Below are 16605 nucleotides of genomic sequence, written 5' to 3'. Positions count from 1 at the left end.
GCGGATTTCCCGAGCAGCCCGGAGTAGACCTCGTCGTTGTGCTGGCCCGGCCGGGCCGATCCGGCATTGCGAATTGTCCCCGGTGTGGCGGCCTCGAAGCGCATGCGCCGAAGGCGCGAGTCTCGAGGCCTGAACGGCGGGACACCAGGGGGCCTCAACCCCCGCGACGCCGAAGGCGGCGCCAAAAACACAACACCTTCAGAAACAGGCCCACCTTCCCCACCTTCACAAGCGTGTATGCCCCGGGCTGCGGGTGTTGTCGGGTCGTGGGCGGGCTCGGGTGGTGGGTGTTGTCGGGTCGTGGCGGGCTTCGGTCGGGGACGCTGTCGATCCCGGGATACCCGCCCCGGAAACCGACGATCCTCGGAAGATCTTGCGGTGAACACCCACCCGGGCCGGCCCGGACAGAATCGCGGAAGCCGTCGGACCACAGGCGACACCAGTTCGTGGACTCGTACGGGTCCGGCCCGGGAACAACAGGGCCCCGGGCCCCACCGCCGAAGACGTGCCAAGAACAATGGCGTTCATGACACGAATTGCGGTGATCGGTGGCGGCCGGATCGGGGAGGCCCTCATTGCCGGCCTGCTGGAGGCCGGGCGGGCCGTCAAGGATCTGGTGGTAGTCGAAACGCACGCCGATCGGGCCGAACTGCTCGCGGATCGGTTCGGGGTCCGGGTGACCGATGCGGTCGCCGATGCCGCCGTGGGTGCCGATCTGCTGGTGGTCGCGGTGAAGCCGGCCGACGTCGATGCCGTGCTCACCGAGTTGGGTAAAGCCGATCTGGGCGGCGACCGCGACCAGATCCTGGTTTCGCTGGCGGCCGGGGTGCCGACGACGCGGCTGGAGGGCAAACTTCCCGCGGGTTTCCCCGTCGTCCGGGTCATGCCGAATACCCCGATGCTGGTCGGCGCGGGTATGAGCGTGCTGGCCGCGGGCCGCTACGCCAAACCCGAACAGTTGGATCTGGTGACCGAGCTGTTGAGCACGGTGGGCCAGGTGTGCGTCGTTCCCGAAGCGCAGATGGACGCGGTGACCGCGGTCTCCGGGTCGGGTCCCGCCTATTTCTTCCTGGTCGTCGAGGCGATGGTGGAGGCGGGTGTCGGTCTGGGGCTCACTCGCGATATCGCTACGCAACTGGTCACCCAGACCATGCTGGGTTCGGCGGCCATGCTCGCGGAGTCGGGGCAGAGCGCGGTCGATCTACGGGCGGCGGTCACCTCCCCGGCGGGAACGACCGCGGCGGCGGTGCGTGAACTCGAGCGCGCGGGTCTGCGTTCGGCCTTCCTGGAGGCGCTGCACGCGGCCAAACAGCGTTCCGCCGAACAGGGCACGACCTCCGAATGACCTCTTGCCCCCCAGCGTATGAACCTGATTTCTCACTCCCGTCGCAGTAATCCCACTGGTCCCGCTAAGCTTCAAGGAGCACGTGCGTGTCTGTTCCGCCGGTGGGGAAGCCGGTGGCGCGGACGTGCCGGAGGTCAGTGGTGCGATGATGTCTTCGAACAAGATGTCCGCTAGCGGCGGCGGTGGTTCGTCGCCAGGACAATCGATACTCGGTGGTGGTACGCAATTCCTCACCGTCGCCGAGGTGGCGAATTTGATGAGAGTTTCCAAGATGACGGTGTACCGGCTGGTGCACTCGGGAGAGCTACCGGCGGTCCGCGTCGGTAGATCGTTCCGCGTGCACGCAAAGGCCGTGCACGAATATCTGGAAACGTCCTATTTCGATGCCGGGTGAAGGCGGTTACCGGCTCGCGTAAGCGGGCCGGTAACATCAACCCTCGCTGTGTTGGATCGGTGGCGGGCTACCTACCCTTCGGGGTCGTGCGCGGCCGCCGCCTCCAGGGCTGAGATTCAGCCGCGAGCAACCGGGCATTCGACCGGACAGTTGACGTAAGCGAGCGCGAGACGCGCCGAGGAGAGAACGCGAGGACACCCTATGGGTTCTGTGATCAAGAAGCGCCGCAAGCGCATGTCGAAGAAGAAGCACCGCAAGCTGCTTCGTCGTACCCGCGTGCAGCGGCGCAAACTCGGCAAGTAAGCACAACCGCGCTTCGTCATCGGCGAAACCCGCTACCATTCGGTGGCGGGTTTCGCTGCGTTTCCATCAACTGAAATCGGGGTTAGGTCCCCGTTAAGAAGCTGGGGGCCGATGCTTCGGCCGTTAGGCTGATAGTCGGAACTATTGAGCGGGGGCTCGATGCTCGAGGCGGGACGGTCCGGTGCAGGTGGACACTGAAGCGAACGGCAACTACAAGCCCGGGGTCGTGCTGGTGACCGGCGCCAGCCGGTTCTTCGGTGGCAATGTCGTGTGCCGGCTCGCCGCCGATCCCGATATCGAACGAGTTGTCGCCGTCGATGTACTCACCCCCGCGCCGCCGTTGCGCCGCCGGATGGGCCGCGCCGAATTCGTTCGCGCCGATATCCGGAATCCGCTGATTCGCAAGATCTTCGAGCGTTACCGAGTCGATACCGTCGTGCACACCGCGGTTCTGTCGCAGCCGCCTTCGGGCGGCGGCCGGGCCGCGATGAAGGATATGAACGTTCTCGGTGCGATGCAGTTGTTCGCGGTCTGCCAGAAATCACCGATTGTGCGCCGGGTGGTGTCACGTTCGAGTTCCGGGGTATACGGCGGGAGTGCCAAGGATCCCGCGAAGTTCACGGAGGAAATGAGCGCACGCAGGCCGCCGGGTGGATGGTTCGCCCGGGACATGATCGAGATCGAGGGCTTCGCCCGCGGTCTGGCTCGGCGCCGCCCGGATATCACCGCGCTCACGTTGCGCCTCGCGCCGATGGTCGGACCCGGCCTGGGCGCGCGGGCCGGGCAATTGATGCGCTCGCCGATCACTCCGACCGTGCTCGGCCGGGACGCGCGAATGCAGTTCCTCCACGAGGAGGATGCGGTCGCTGCCCTGGTGCATGCCGTCCGGTCCGGCCCTGGTGGCACCTTCAATGTGGCCGGTGACGGCGCACTCTCACTTTCTCAGGCAGTTCGCCGTTCCGGTCGGGTCGCAATGCCGGTACCCTGGTCGTTGTTCCACACCGTCGGCCGGACTCTCATGAATCCGGTCATGCGTGATTTCAGTTCCGAGCAGCTCGATTATTTTCTTTTCGGTTGTGGTCTGGACACGACGCGTATGCGCGGCGAACTCGGTTTCGAACCGCGCTGGACGACGGTGCAGGCGTTCGACGACTTCATCGGGGGCGCAGCGTCGCGGCCCGTAGTCGATCCAGCGTGGATCGACGCCGCAGAAAACAAACTGCTCGGCCTCATCAAGGCCGGTACGGGAGCACATACATGAACGACGTCGCCAAAGTCATCAGACTGCAGGACCTCGCCACCGTGCCGCGGCCACGGCCCGTGACACGTACCTGGACCGGTCCCGCGGACCGGTCGGTGACCTCGCTGACCGACCGTCTCACCCCGCCCGCACCCGCCGCGCCGCGCTCGCTCTCCGAGCTGATGCGCGATGCTCTCGGTAAGCAGATCGGCCATACCGCCGAATTCGCCCGGCGCCGGCTCACCGGCGACTATCAGGTCGACGAATTCGGGTTCGACGAACATCTGCTCGAAACGGTTCTGCTGCCGGCGCTGCGCCCGCTCGCCGACAACTGGTTCCGGGTCCAGACCACCGGTATGGACAATGTGCCGGAAGTCGGCGGCGCACTGATCGTGGCCAACCACGCCGGCACCATCCCGCTCGACGGGCTCATGCTGCAGCTCGCGGTACACGATCATCACGCCAAACAGCGCGCCCTGCGCCTACTGGCCGCCGATCTTGTCTTCGAGATGCCGATGCTGGGCACCCTGGCCCGCAAAGCGGGGCACACCCTGGCCTGCCGCGCGGACGCCGAGCGCCTGCTCAGTGCCGGCGAACTCACCGGTGTCTTCCCCGAGGGCTTCAAAGGGGTCGGCAAGAAGTACGCGGACCGGTACAAACTGCAGCGCTTCGGACGCGGTGGATTCGTCGCCGCGGCGGTCCGCGCCGGAGTGCCGATCATCCCGTGCTCGATCGTGGGCTCCGAGGAGATCTATCCGAAGCTCGCCGACCTCAAGCCGCTGGCCCGGCTGCTCGGCCTGCCCTACTTCCCGGTGACCCCCACGTTCCCGCACCTGGGCCCGCTGGGGGCGGTCCCGCTGCCCTCGAAGTGGTACATCGAATTCGGCACTCCGATCAGCACGGCCGACTATCAGGCCGAGGACGCCGACGATCCGATGCTCATGTTCGAGGTCACCGACCAGGTCCGCGAAACGATCCAGCAGACTCTGTACAAACTGCTGATCAAGCGCCGCAATACCTTCATGGGCTGAGTCCCGCTCTCGCTGTGCCCACGGTAGGTCCCTCGCGTCAGTGGGCCGCTTTGCGGCGGGTCACCGCGGCGGCCACCGCGCCGCCCGCGGCGCCCAGGGCCAGTGCGGTGGGGACGCCGATCTTGGCGGCCTTGCGGCCGGTACGGAAATCGCGGATCTCCCAGCCGCGGGCCTTGGCTACTTCGCGCAGGTCCGAATCCGGATTGATCGCGACGGCGGTCCCGGTGAGCGACAGCATCGGCACATCGTTGTGACTGTCGGAGTAGGCGGTGCACCGTTTGAGGTTGAGGCCCTCGCGGATGGCCAGGGCGCGGACGGCATGCGCTTTGCCGAGGCCGTGCAGGATATCGCCGACCAGGCGGCCGGTGAATTTTCCGTCGACGCTCTCGGCGACGGTGCCGAGCGCCCCGGTCAAACCTAGGCGTTTGGCGATCACCTGCGCGAGTTCGACCGGGGTGGCGGTCACCAGCCAGACCTGCTGTCCGGCATCGAGATGCATCTGGGCCAGCGCGCGGGTGCCGGGCCATATCTTGTCGGCGATGATCTCGTCGTAGATTTCCTCACCGAGCGCGGCGAGTTCGGCGGTGGAACGGCCGGCGATGAATTCGAGCGCTTTCTCTTTACCGGTGGCCATATCGGTGCTGTTCTCTTTGCCGGTGATCCGGAATTTCACCTGCTTCCAGGCGATATCGATCAGGTCGGCGCTCCGAAAGTATTTGCGCGCGGCCAATCCTCGGGCGAAATGCACGATCGAGGCGCCCTGCACCATCGTGTTGTCCACATCGAAGAAAGCCGCGGCAGTGAGATCCCGCGGTACCTCGTGTGGCGGGCCCCCGGTCGCCGCGCGTTCGGCGTCCTGCAGGGCCAGGGCGGCATCCGCGCTGGCCTCGCCGGCGACATTGGCGCGGACCTCCTCTTCGCTGGGTCCGAACGGACTGCGCGAGATGCGCGCCAACTGCTCGGACAGACCCTGCCCGAGCGGGCCCAGGTTCCACCGGACCGGAAGTTCCCCGAACCGGCCCGCGATGAACCCGGATTTCCCCACCTTCGATCGTTCCGGCACCAGTACCTCCGCCTGTTCGCGCGAATCACGTCCACACTAACGGGTACAGCTGGGCGTAGCCCATCCACAGGCCGTGCGCGGCCGGAGCGGATGCGGAGGTACGCCCGAACCGGTACGGCCGGGCGTACCCGTTCGCAGGGCCGCGCGCGGCCGGGGCGAATGCCGGGATACACCCGGCGGGTATTGCCGGTCGGAGCTTGTCCGCGGCATCCGCCAGAGCGGAGCGGACGGGGAGACGGGCCCGGCCGATGGCACGGCTCGAGACCTATTACGGGTGGTGCGACCGCACTGCCCCAGCGGGTTGAATAGCGGCCATGAGCACAGCGACAACACATGAAGTGACCCTGCTGACCCGCGCCGGTTGCGGTATGTGCGAGCGGGCGCTGGAACAGCTGCGGGGGATCTGCGCGGATTTCGGTATCGAGGTCGGCAGCGTCGATGTGGACGCGGTCGCCGCGACCGAGCCCGGCCTGCGCGCCGAATACGGTGACCGGCTGCCGGTGGTGCTGCTCGACGGCCGTGAACACAGCTATTTCGATGTCGACGAGACGCGACTGCGGGCCGATCTGAATCGTTGACGGTGTCCGAATTCCGGCAGGGGATCGTACAAGGTGAGGTCGCGACACAAAATGAGGCGAATTTCACCGACTTTGTGCATGGGTTCACAAGCAGTTACGGTGGTGGCACGCGAACCGCAGGCCGGGGCGAGTATCCGGCCGCCGGTAGCAGGTGAATCAACCCATATCCGACCCCGTCATCGGCGCATGGACCGCTACGGAGGTCGCCGAGCACCCGGGCCTTTCGGTCCGGACGAGGAGCCGAGGACGTGACAGAGCACCATGAGACGCGCGACGTCTCCGGCGATGCTCCCAACGTCACCACCCGCACACTGCAGAAGGGTATTCCCCAGGCTACGGTGGCGCGGCTGGCCACCTACCTCCGGGTGCTCGCCCTGCTGACCGATGACGGTGTGGCCATCGTATCCAGTGAGGAACTGGCTGTCGCGGCGGGTGTCAATTCGGCCAAACTGCGTAAGGACCTGTCTTTCCTGGGCCCCAACGGAGTTCGCGGTGTGGGTTACGACGTGGCCCGGCTGCGGGCCCGGATCGAGGACGTCCTCGGGCTGTCCGGTGGGCACCGGGTGGTGCTCGTCGGAGCCGGCAATCTCGGCCGCGCCCTGGTCGGCTATCGCGGGTTCCGGCGGCGTGGTTTCACGGTGGTCGGGGTCTTCGACAACGATCCGGATGTGATCGGCCGCGATGTCGAAGGGCTGCGGGTACGTGACGCGGCCGGGCTCACCGGCGATATCGCGCTGCTGTGCCCGACCATCGCGGTGATCGCGGTACCCGACGACGCCGCACAGCGGGTATGCGACGAACTGGTCGCCGCCGGGGTGCAGTCGATCCTGAGTTTCGCGCTCTGCCCGCTCACCGCACCGTCCGGTGTCGAGCTGCGGCGGGTGGATCTCGCGGTGGAAATGCAGATGCTCTCGTTCGAGCGGGTCCGCAACGCCGATCCCGACGAGTCCACGGCCGCCGGCGACAGCGTGACCACCGGAAATGTGGCGGAGAACGCCACCGGGACGGCGAATGATTCCACCGCGGGCGGCGTTGGAACCAGTAGTGCCGGCCCGTCCGCCTACCCACTGAACGGCTCCGGCCGGATCGCCCGCCGGATGCCCGCGCATTCGACGCCGGGCTCCGCGGGGCTGTCCCATTGCGCGGCGCAGGCCGCCCAGACGACCTCGCATACGGCAACGGAGCCAACCAGCAAGGGATCGGTGGTCACACCATGAGCGTTCTTCTCGTCGGAATCTCCCATCGCAGCGCACCCGTTGCGATGCTGGAGAAGGTGGCGATCACCGATGCCGATCGGCCCAAGCTGATCGATCGCATGCTGGCTTCGAGTCATATCTCCGAAGCGATGATCGTCTCGACCTGCAACCGGGTGGAGATCTACGCAGTGGTCGACGCCTTCCACGGTGGGCTGGCCGATGTCGGCGAACTGCTGACCGCGCACTCCGGGCTGCCGATGCCGGAACTGACCCGCCACGCCTACGTCCGGTACAGCGAGGCCGCCGCCGAACATCTTTTCGCGGTGGCCAGCGGCCTGGATTCGATGGTCGTCGGCGAACAGCAGGTACTCAGCCAGATCCGCAGCGCCTACACCACCGCCGACGCCCAGCAGGCGGTCGGCCGGACCCTGCACGAACTCTCCCAGCAGGCCCTGCGCGTCGGTAAACGGGTGCATTCGGAAACCGGGATCGACCGGGCCGGAGCCTCGGTGGTGTCGGTGGCCCTCGACCGGGCGACGACGATCCTCGGACCGCTCGCCGGCCGGACGGCCGCGGTGATCGGCGCCGGCGCGATGGGTGGTCTGTCGGTCGCGCATCTGGCCCGGGCCGGTATCGGGCGGATCCTGGTGGTCAACCGGACCATCGAACGGGCCGAACGGCTCGCCGCGACAGCGGAATCCCACGGTGTGGCGGGGCAGGCCTATGAACTGTCCCGGCTCTCCGAGGCGTTGTCGGCCGCCGATGTGATCGTCACCTGCACCGGTGCGGTCGGGTCGGTGGTCACCCTGGCCGACGCCCACAACGCGCTGTCGGATCCGGAACGCGGCGCGGGCCGGCAGATGGTCTTCTGCGATCTGGGCCTACCCCGCGATGTGGATCACGCCGTGGCCGGGCTTCCCGGTGTCACTGTGATCGATATCGAGACCCTCCAGCACGATCCGGCCGCCGGCGCCGCCGCCGGTGATACCGCCGCCGCGCGTGCCATCGTGGCCGAGGAACTGGCCAAGTACCTGACCGGCCAGCGGATGGCCGAGGTCACGCCGACCGTCGCCGCGCTGCGGCAGCGGGCCGCCGAAGTCGTGGAGGCCGAACTGCTCCGGCTGGATTCGCGGTTGCCGCAGCTGGCCGATCCCGAACGCGACGAGGTGGCGCGCACGGTCCGGCGCGTGGTGGACAAACTGCTGCACGCGCCGACGGTGCGGGTCAAACAACTGGCCAGCACACCGGGCGGGGACAGCTATGCCGAAGCGTTGCGCGAACTGTTCGAACTGAAACCCGGATCGGCGCAGGCGGTCGCGGCGCCCATGGAGATCAGCCGGGCCGAACACAACGGTGCCGGCTGGATGGGCCTGGACGGCGATATCGCCCTGGCCGACGATTTCACACCCGGCGGTCACGACGACGAACAGGAGCAGTCGACATGACAATCCTGCAGGGCTCGGTCGCGGGCGCCGGGGGCCCCGGAGCCGCCGGACGGCGGCCGTGGCGGATCGGTACCAGGGGCAGTCTGCTGGCCCGTACCCAGGCCGGTGATGTGCGCGACGCGCTGATCGCGAGCGGACAACCCGCCGAACTGGTGATCGTCGAAACACCGGGCGACCTATCCGCCGATCCGGTCGAGGAGATCGGCGTGGGCGTTTTCACCAGTGCGCTGCGCGCCGAACTCGCCGCCGCGAATATCGATATCGCGGTGCACTCCTACAAAGACCTGCCCACCGCGCGCGACGATCGTTTCGCGCTCGCCGCGGTACCGCCGCGCCAGGATCCGCGCGATGCGCTCGTCGCCCGGGACGGCCTGGTGCTGGGTGAACTACCGCCCGGTGCGGTGGTCGGTACCTCCGCGCCGCGGCGGATAGCGCAGGTGCGCGCGCTGGGGCTCGGCCTCGAGATCCGGCCGCTGCGCGGCAATCTCGATACCCGGTTGCGTCAGGTCGCCGACGGCAGCCTCGACGCTGTCGTGGTCGCCCGTGCCGGACTGGCCCGGATCGGCCGGTTGGACGCGGTGACCGAGGCATTGGAACCGGTGCAGGTACTTCCGGCGCCCGCGCAGGGCGCGCTGGCGGTCGAATGCCGCGCCGACGATACAGATTTGATCGAGCTGCTCGCTGTTCTGGACGACCCGGCCACCCGGACGGCCGTCACCGCGGAACGGGCGCTGCTCGCCGAACTCGAGGCGGGCTGCACCGCGCCCGTCGGAGCGATCGCCGAAATCGTCGAATCCTTGGACGACGACGGGCGCATCGTCGAGGAACTCTCGTTGCGCGGCTGTGCCGCCGCGCTCGACGGTTCCGATGTGATACGGGCCTCGACGGTGGGTGCACCTGCCGAGGCCGCCGAACTCGGCCGCGCACTGGCCCGCGAACTGCTGGATCTGGGAGCCCGCGAGCTACTCGCCGCCGAACCCGGCACCGCGGAACCGGATCTCGCGAGAGCCGGGAACAACACCACCCCGGTGGGAACGAGCACCGCCGCAGCGCGATCGGGCGGCACCGCCGCGGAATCGAACGCCGCTGCCGCGGGAACGAGCACCGCCACGGACTTCACCGAACCCAGTCCAATGGAGAACAACCGATGAGTCGAGCCAGCAAGAAGCATCCGGGGCGGATCCTGTTCGTCGGATCGGGCCCGGGGGACCCGGCATTGCTGACCACCCGATCGCGCGAAGTGCTCGGCCGGGCCACCCTCGCGTTCACCGATCCCGACGTGGACGCCGGGGTGCTCGCCCTGATCGGCAGCGAGGTCGAACCGGAGCCGGACGGAGAGCGTCCGGTGGATGTGCGGCCTGCCCTCGGCGATCCGGCCGAGGTCGCGAAAACGCTGATCGCCGAGGCCAAGGCCGGCCACGATGTGGTGCGGGTGGTCTCCGGCGATCCGCTCACCACCGATGCGGTGATCGCCGAGGTCACCACGGTGACCCGGTCGCATATCGTCTTCGAGGTGCTGCCCGGGCTGCCCTCGGGGTCGGCGGTACCCAGCTACGCCGGGATCGCGCTGGGCTCCGGTCATACCGAAGCCGATGTGCGCGGCGAAGTGGACTGGCCGGCACTGGCGGCCGCGCCCGGCCCCCTGGTGTTGCACGCGACCTCCGGGCATCTGGCCGAAACCGCCAGCGCCCTGGTCGAACACGGGATGGCACCGCAGACTCCGGTCGCGGTCACCGTGCGCGGCACCACCCGCCAGCAGCGCACCATCGAAGCCACTCTGGCCACTCTGAACAGTGCCGCCTCCGAACTGGTCGGCCCGTTGGTGGTGACCATCGGTAAGGCGGTCGCCCAGCGGTCGAAGATGTCGTGGTGGGAATCGCGGGCGCTCTACGGCTGGACCGTGCTGGTGCCCCGCACCAAGGATCAGGCCGGCGAGATGAGCGAACGGCTGGTCACCCACGGTGCCATCCCGAAGGAAGTGCCGACCATCGCGGTGGAACCGCCGCGTAGCCCCGCGCAGATGGAACGCGCGGTCAAGGGCTTGGTGGACGGCCGCTACCAGTGGGTGGTCTTCACCTCCACCAACGCGGTTCGCGCGGTATGGGAGAAGTTCGCCGAGTTCGGCCTCGACGCCCGTGCCTTCTCCGGTGTGAAGATCGCCTGTGTGGGTGAGGCCACCGCGGAGCGGGTGCGGTCCTTCGGTATCAACCCCGAACTGCTGCCCAGCGGCGAACAGTCCTCGCTCGGTCTGCTGGCCGATTTCCCGCCCTACGACGATGTGTTCGACCCGGTGAACCGGGTCCTGCTCCCGCGTGCCGATATCGCCACCGAGACCCTCGCCGAAGGGTTGCGCGAGCGCGGCTGGGAAATAGACGATGTCACCGCCTACCGCACCGTGCGTGCCTCTCCGCCGCCCGCGGAGACCCGCGAGATGATCAAGACCGGTGGATTCGACGCGGTGCTGTTCACGTCGAGCTCCACGGTCCGCAATCTGGTCGGTATCGCGGGCAAGCCGCACGCCCGCACCATCGTGGCCTGCATCGGCCCGAAGACGGCCGAGACGGCGGTCGAGTTCGGCCTCCGGGTCGATGTGCAGCCGGAGGTCGCGCAGGTGGGTCCGCTGGTGGAGGCCCTGGCCGAACACGCCGCCCGGCTCCGGGCGGAGGGCCTGCTGCCGCCGCCGCGTAAGAAGAGCCGTCGCAGCCGTTGATCCCGAGCCCCCGGACCCCGCAGCGCAACGGCTGTGTGGTCCGGGGTCCGGTCGGCACGGTGCCGGAGCGTGGGGACGCCGTCCAGTGGGCTACCCGGTAGCGACCTCCTTTGCGGCGCTCGAATTGTCGAGAGTATTTCCGGCGATCGAGGTGTGTCAGCCGGCCCGTTCTTCCGTCTGCTCTGCGACGGTCTATCTCGATAGGCGGAACTCCCCGGTTCCGGAGCGCGTAGCCTACGGCCCGGCTCTCGCGGCCACCGAGCATTCAGCGCCGTTCGCCTACCCCCGCAGCGTGCGTCAATCGTGAACGACGTAGCTGATGCAGCGTGTACGGGCCGTCGACGAAGGCGCTGGTATGCGCCTCCCAGGTGATCGAGTGGCCCCTGTGCCTGCTGTGCACTCCGGATGGTCAGCCTCGGTGGTCGGGGCCCGCCCCGGTTCTGGAGCGACAGAGCGAAGGAGCGCAGCGACTGAGCGGCGGAGTGAAGAACCGGGGTTAATAGGGCCCCGACCCCAGCGGCGCCGGAGGCGACGCCATAATGACAGCATGAGCGGTATCGAGCGTCCGCGGCGTTTGCGGCGTACGCCGGCGTTGCGGCGACTGGTGGCCGAAACCAGTCTGGAGCCGCGGCATCTGGTGTTGCCGATGTTCGTGGCCGATGGTTTGTCCGAACCCCGGGAGATCGGTTCCATGCCGGGGGTGTACCAGCACTCACTGGATTCCCTGCGTAAGGCCGCCGCCGAGGCCGTCGCCGCCGGGGTGGGCGGGTTGATGTTGTTCGGGGTGCCCGAGCCCGAGGACAAGGATCCGGTGGGCAGTGGGGCGAGCGATCCGGACGGCATCCTGAACCGGGGCCTGCGGGCGCTGGCCGCCGAGGTGGGGGATGCCACCGTGGTGATGGCCGATACCTGTCTCGACGAGTTCACCGATCACGGGCACTGCGGTGTGCTGGACGCGTCCGGGGCGGTCGACAACGACACCACACTGGATCGGTATGTGGAGATGGCGCTGGCGCAGGCCGCGGCGGGCGCCGATCTGCTCGGGACGAGCGGGATGATGGACGGCCAGGTGGGCGCGATCCGCGCGGCGCTGGACGAGGTGGGGCGGACCGATACCGCGATACTGGCCTACGCCGCGAAGTACGCGTCGGCGTTCTACGGCCCGTTCCGGGAAGCCGTGGGATCTTCGCTGGAGGGCGATCGCCGGACGTATCAACAGGACGCGGCCAACCGCCGGGAGTCGATCCGGGAACTGGAATTGGACTTGGCGCAGGGCGCCGATATCGTCATGGTGAAACCGGCGATGTCCTATCTCGATATCCTGCGTGAGGTGGCCGACCGTTCACCGGTTCCGGTGGCGGCTTATCAGATTTCAGGGGAGTATTCGATGATCACGGCGGCAGCCGAGCGCGGCTGGATCGATCGCCGCGGTGCCGTACTCGAATCGCTGACCGGTATCCGCCGCGCGGGCGCCGATATCGTTCTCACCTATTGGGCGACGGAGGCAGCGCTCTGGCTATCGTGACCCCGCCGGTGGATATCACCACCGCGCGGCAACTGTGGTGGGGCGTAATCGGTTTGGGTGTGGGCCGGTTGTTCGTATCCCTGGCCGATACACTGACCAACCGGGAGCGGTTCAGTGCCGAGTTCCGGGAGCGGATGCAATCGGCGGATCCGCAGATCACACCGGCGATGGTCGATCTGCTGGTAACGGTCGGGGCGATTCTGGGGGTGATCCTCGGGCTGGCGGTGGCCGCGCTGGGCGTACTGGTGGTGCATCAGCTCGGCAAGGGGAAGCTGTGGGCGCGGACCCTGCTGACCTTCGTCGGGATCTGGCTGGTGGTCAGCGGCGTCGCCGCGCTGTTCTCCATCGGGGTGGTGGAAGGGCTGGGGCCCGTGCTGTCGGGGGCCGCGGCCATCGTGCAGGCGGTGCTGGCCGGTGGCGCGATCTTCCTCTGTCAGCGGCCGGAGTCGGCGAAATGGTTTCTGCCGCCGCGTGGGCCCGGTGCGCCCAAGAACCCGTAGTACCCGAAACCCGGCTTTCTGACCTGGGCATTGATACCGGCGCCGAGTATGTGGCGCATTCAGATAACGAACGTGGAGTTTGTTCCCGGTATTCCGCCATGTATGGTGAGGGCTGTCACAGAGGACATGCCAACGGGCGGCCTCGGGTACCCGGCCAGTAGGGCGGAGACCGACCGCCCGGGGATCGGAGGCAACGATGCGAGTGGTGATCCAACAGCCACAGAGTATTCGGCGGGACATGCTCGTACTGACTCTTCTGGTCCTGTTCGGGGTCCTCACTGTCGCGGTTCTGCTGATCCCCGGAGTCATCGGCTGATCCGCATGGTCCTGGTTCCCGGTCGGTTCCACGATGTCTGATCGAGTGGATACCACCGAGGGGGCGGGGGAAGTTCTCTTCTCCGAACCCGGGGCGCGGTGGCGCGCAGTCGCCTACGGACCACTGCTCTGTGTACTGCTGCTGGCCGCCGAGCTCGCCGCGGGCGTTACGCCGCACTGGTTCGCGCTGCTGTTCTGCGCGGTATTGATCAGTGGATTCGCGGTCCTGCAGGTCTACGCGGCGCGTACCCATGTCAGTGTCGAGCTCACCGAGGGTTTCCTGCGCAACGGTGCCGAGACGACTCCGGTCCGGTCCATCGCCGCGGTATTGCCGGTGGACGCCGACGAACCCTGGGAGGACGGCCGGGCGCTCGGTGAGTTGACCGGTGTCCCGCGGCGGCGTACGGCGATCGGATTGCGCCGGACCGACGGCGAACTGATCCGGACCTGGGCGAAGGATCATCGTGCGTTGCGGTCGGCGTTGAACCAGGCGGTCACCGCTTCCGGCGCCGATCGAGATTCCGAGCCCGGAACCGGTCGCGACGATTGATTATCGGGTCCCGCGCGGGCACGATCGGGTGATCGGCATCCGAGGCGCCGTCGACCCGAGGAGACCTGTGAATCGTTCGCTCGTCCTACCGGCCGCGGATATCGTGCTGGCGGTCCTGGCGATCGCACTGGCCGTGCTCTGCTGGAACCTCGGGGTGCGCAATACCGATTTCCCGGCGACCGGTGATGTTCCGGCATACACCGCGACCCGCTATGTGGGCCCCTGGTTGTTCCTGGCGATGCTGCTCGTGGCCGGTGCCGGAGCGGCGGTCATCGATGCCGCGACGCGACTCGTCCGCACACCCCGGCGGGTCTGAATCGCCCGGTCAGCGCCACTGCTGGTAGATATCGAACACCCGGCCGTGCTCCGCGCCGGGAACATGGAAGAACACCAGTACCGATCCACCGTTGTCCGCCGATTCCAGGATCACCTGACGCAGCGAGGCGTGCACGCCGCCGTTCTCGTCGCGGTAGAGGCGGGTATCGCTGTCGAGCCCGGCGCCGATCCGGGAGGGCGGAACCGCGTGGTCCACCAGCGCCGGAATCGGCCCGGCGGCCAGTGCCGCGGTTTCGGGCTGGTTCAACCGGAAGCCGGCACGGGCGTTGTCCGGGTCCACGACCGGTTCGGCGGCCGCCGCCGTCCCCGCGCCGAGTCCGGTCGCCAGAATTCCGAAGGCGACCGAGACCAGAGATAGAGCCGCAGTACTCGAGGCAATACGCAAAACGACCTCCCTGGCCGGTGATCCGCTGTTGATCCGATGCAGACTGCAGACTACGCACTCGGATCGGGGCCCCGCAGTATTTGGCTCGGGAAGTTCGGCTCGCGACGTGTCGTCTCGGCGGCGTGTGTCACGTATGCGCACCCTGTCGTCGACTCCGCGGCGGCGGGCTGCCAAACTGGAGGCCGTGAGTTCTCTGCGCGTGGCCGGTACGGCAGTGCCGGCCTCCAGTCAGCTTTTCCAGCGAGCCGAAGCGGTTGTTCCCGGTGGGGTCAATTCCCCGGTGCGGGCCTTCGGTTCGGTGGGCGGCACGCCGAGGTTCATCACATCGGCGCGGGGCTGTCTTCTCACCGATGCCGACGGGCACGAATACGTCGATATGGTGTGCTCATGGGGGCCGATGATCCTGGGGCACGCCCATCCGGCGGTGGTCGAGGCCGTTCGTGAGGTCGCGGGGTCGGGGCTGTCGTTCGGGGCGCCGACACCGGGTGAGGTGGAACTGGCCGAACTCATCGTCGAGCGGGTGGCTCCGGTGCAGAAGGTACGGCTGGTGAATTCCGGCACCGAGGCGACCATGAGCGCGGTCCGGCTGGCGCGTGGGTACACCGGACGCACCAAGATCATCAAATTCGCCGGTTGCTATCACGGCCACGTCGACGCGCTGCTGGCCGACGCCGGCTCGGGAGTAGCCACCTTCGGGCTACCGACCTCCCCGGGAGTCACCGGGGCGCAGGCCGCCGACACTGTGGTGGTGCCCTACAACGACCTGGACGCCGTTCGCGCGGCCTTCGAAGCGAACCCGGGCGAGATCGCCGCGGTGATCACCGAGGCCGCCGCCGGCAATATGGGTGCCGTCGCGCCGCTGCCCGATTTCAATGCCGGGCTGCGCCGGATCACCTCTGATCACGGTGCGCTGCTCATCATGGACGAAGTGATGACCGGTTTCCGGGTGAGCGCGTCCGGCTGGTACGGACTGGATCCGGTGGCCGCCGACCTCTACACCTTCGGAAAGGTGATGAGCGGCGGGCTGCCCGCGGCCGCGTTCGGCGGCCGGGCCGACGTGATGGACCGGCTGTCACCGCTGGGCCCGGTCTATCAGGCGGGCACCCTGTCCGGGAATCCGGTCGCCGTAGCGGCCGGGCTCGCTACCCTGCGTGCCGCGGACGATGCCGTGTACGCCGCGCTGGATCGCAACAGCGAGCGGCTCGGGATTCTGCTCACCGACGCCCTCACCGGCGCGGGGGTCCCGCACCGGGTGCAGTTCGCGGGCAATATGGTGAGCGTGTTCTTCGCCGATGAACCGGTACTCGACTATGCCGCTGCCAAGGCGAGCGCGACCTGGCGTTACCCGGCCTTCTTCCACGCACTGCTCGACGGCGGTATCTACGCGCCGCCCAGTGCCTTCGAGGCCTGGTTCGTCTCCGCCGCGCTCGACGACGCCGCGTTCGACCGAATCGCCGCAGCCCTGCCCGCCGCCGCCGAAGCGGCCGCGAGCGCCACACCCGAAGGAAATCGCGCGTGAGCAAGCCCGACCCCGAGCGCGTATCCGCCGCCCCGGACGACCGGGATACTCCCGCGGCCCCGGCCGGTCCGGCACCCACTTCGGCGACCGGCGCCGATCTCTCGACTTCCGACGCTGTCGCGGCCGCCGCGCCTTCCACCGGTGCGTCCGATTCCGAAGCCGTCGAAACC

The 16605-nt window shown here is 68.0% G+C and carries 17 protein-coding genes; 15 read left to right on the top strand and 2 right to left on the bottom strand.

Translation table 11 applies throughout. The annotated features are described in order from the left end of the window. Window positions 1–526 precede the first annotated feature (526 nt). The 5 genes from proC to ACWEWT_RS34880 all read left to right on the top strand — a co-directional run bounded on the left by proC (window position 527) and on the right by ACWEWT_RS34880 (window position 4313). Window positions 527–1345, top strand: coding sequence for a pyrroline-5-carboxylate reductase (proC, locus tag ACWEWT_RS34900; RefSeq protein ID WP_452565153.1), 819 nt, complete (start codon window positions 527–529; stop codon window positions 1343–1345). A 145-nt stretch (window positions 1346–1490) separates the two neighbouring features. Further along, entirely contained in the window at window positions 1491–1739 is a 249-nt protein-coding gene (locus ACWEWT_RS34895) for a helix-turn-helix domain-containing protein (protein ID WP_397100825.1), read from the top strand. Between the two features lie 201 nt (window positions 1740–1940). After that, window positions 1941–2042 (top strand): 30S ribosomal protein bS22, encoded by a 102-nt coding sequence (locus ACWEWT_RS34890; protein WP_003402602.1) that lies wholly within the window; start codon window positions 1941–1943, stop codon window positions 2040–2042. Between the two features lie 187 nt (window positions 2043–2229). Then, window positions 2230–3303 (top strand): NAD-dependent epimerase/dehydratase family protein, encoded by a 1074-nt coding sequence (locus ACWEWT_RS34885; RefSeq protein WP_452565151.1) that lies wholly within the window; start codon window positions 2230–2232, stop codon window positions 3301–3303. After that, entirely contained in the window at window positions 3300–4313 is a 1014-nt protein-coding gene (locus ACWEWT_RS34880; RefSeq protein WP_452565150.1) for a lysophospholipid acyltransferase family protein, read from the top strand. Before ACWEWT_RS34885 ends, ACWEWT_RS34880 begins: the two co-directional genes overlap by 4 nt. A 37-nt stretch (window positions 4314–4350) precedes the next feature. Here ACWEWT_RS34880 and ACWEWT_RS34875 read toward each other — a convergent pair whose 3' ends face one another. Beyond that, window positions 4351–5376 carry an HAD family hydrolase gene (locus ACWEWT_RS34875; protein WP_452565148.1) on the bottom strand — a complete coding sequence of 342 codons (1026 nt, stop codon included), beginning with the start codon at window positions 5374–5376 and terminating at the stop codon, window positions 4351–4353. A 314-nt stretch (window positions 5377–5690) separates the two neighbouring features. On the opposite strand from ACWEWT_RS34875, the gene ACWEWT_RS34870 reads away from it, so the two are divergent. The 9 genes from ACWEWT_RS34870 to ACWEWT_RS34830 all read left to right on the top strand — a co-directional run bounded on the left by ACWEWT_RS34870 (window position 5691) and on the right by ACWEWT_RS34830 (window position 14511). Next, the gene (locus tag ACWEWT_RS34870; protein ID WP_452565146.1) at window positions 5691–5954 is read left to right on the top strand and encodes a glutaredoxin family protein; all 264 of its coding nucleotides are present in this window, start codon (window positions 5691–5693) and stop codon (window positions 5952–5954) included. Between the two features lie 248 nt (window positions 5955–6202). Further along, on the top strand, window positions 6203–7171 hold the full coding sequence (locus ACWEWT_RS34865) for a redox-sensing transcriptional repressor Rex (protein ID WP_452565144.1): 969 nt from the start codon (window positions 6203–6205) through the stop codon (window positions 7169–7171). Then, window positions 7168–8595, top strand: coding sequence for a glutamyl-tRNA reductase (locus ACWEWT_RS34860; RefSeq protein WP_452565143.1), 1428 nt, complete (start codon window positions 7168–7170; stop codon window positions 8593–8595). Before ACWEWT_RS34865 ends, ACWEWT_RS34860 begins: the two co-directional genes overlap by 4 nt. Then, entirely contained in the window at window positions 8592–9746 is a 1155-nt protein-coding gene (hemC, locus tag ACWEWT_RS34855) for a hydroxymethylbilane synthase (RefSeq protein ID WP_452565142.1), read from the top strand. Before ACWEWT_RS34860 ends, hemC begins: the two co-directional genes overlap by 4 nt. Next, window positions 9743–11305, top strand: a complete 1563-nt coding sequence (locus ACWEWT_RS34850) for a uroporphyrinogen-III synthase (protein ID WP_452565141.1) — start codon at window positions 9743–9745, stop codon at window positions 11303–11305. Before hemC ends, ACWEWT_RS34850 begins: the two co-directional genes overlap by 4 nt. A gap of 547 nt (window positions 11306–11852) precedes the next feature. Continuing rightward, complete coding sequence (gene hemB, locus ACWEWT_RS34845) at window positions 11853–12830, top strand: porphobilinogen synthase (RefSeq protein ID WP_452565140.1); 978 nt, start codon at window positions 11853–11855, stop codon at window positions 12828–12830. Between the two features lie 8 nt (window positions 12831–12838). Next, a complete protein-coding gene (locus ACWEWT_RS34840) occupies window positions 12839–13330 on the top strand; it encodes a hypothetical protein (RefSeq protein WP_452565138.1) in 492 nt (163 codons plus the stop codon). A 349-nt stretch (window positions 13331–13679) separates the two neighbouring features. Beyond that, entirely contained in the window at window positions 13680–14195 is a 516-nt protein-coding gene (locus tag ACWEWT_RS34835) for a hypothetical protein (RefSeq protein WP_452565137.1), read from the top strand. Window positions 14196–14262: 67 nt separating this feature from the next. Then, entirely contained in the window at window positions 14263–14511 is a 249-nt protein-coding gene (locus ACWEWT_RS34830) for a hypothetical protein (RefSeq protein WP_452565135.1), read from the top strand. Between the two features lie 9 nt (window positions 14512–14520). On the opposite strand, the gene ACWEWT_RS34825 is transcribed toward ACWEWT_RS34830, so the two are convergent. Further along, complete coding sequence (locus ACWEWT_RS34825) at window positions 14521–14916, bottom strand: hypothetical protein (RefSeq protein ID WP_452565134.1); 396 nt, start codon at window positions 14914–14916, stop codon at window positions 14521–14523. Between the two features lie 184 nt (window positions 14917–15100). On the opposite strand from ACWEWT_RS34825, the gene hemL reads away from it, so the two are divergent. After that, window positions 15101–16435 (top strand): glutamate-1-semialdehyde 2,1-aminomutase, encoded by a 1335-nt coding sequence (gene hemL / locus ACWEWT_RS34820; protein ID WP_452565132.1) that lies wholly within the window; start codon window positions 15101–15103, stop codon window positions 16433–16435. Window positions 16436–16605: the final 170 nt, after the last annotated feature.

It is taken from the genome of Nocardia sp. NPDC003963 (assembly GCF_053605105.1).
The sequence above is the reverse complement of the archived record's forward strand: the minus strand, read 5'-3'. Positions and strand labels throughout refer to the sequence as shown.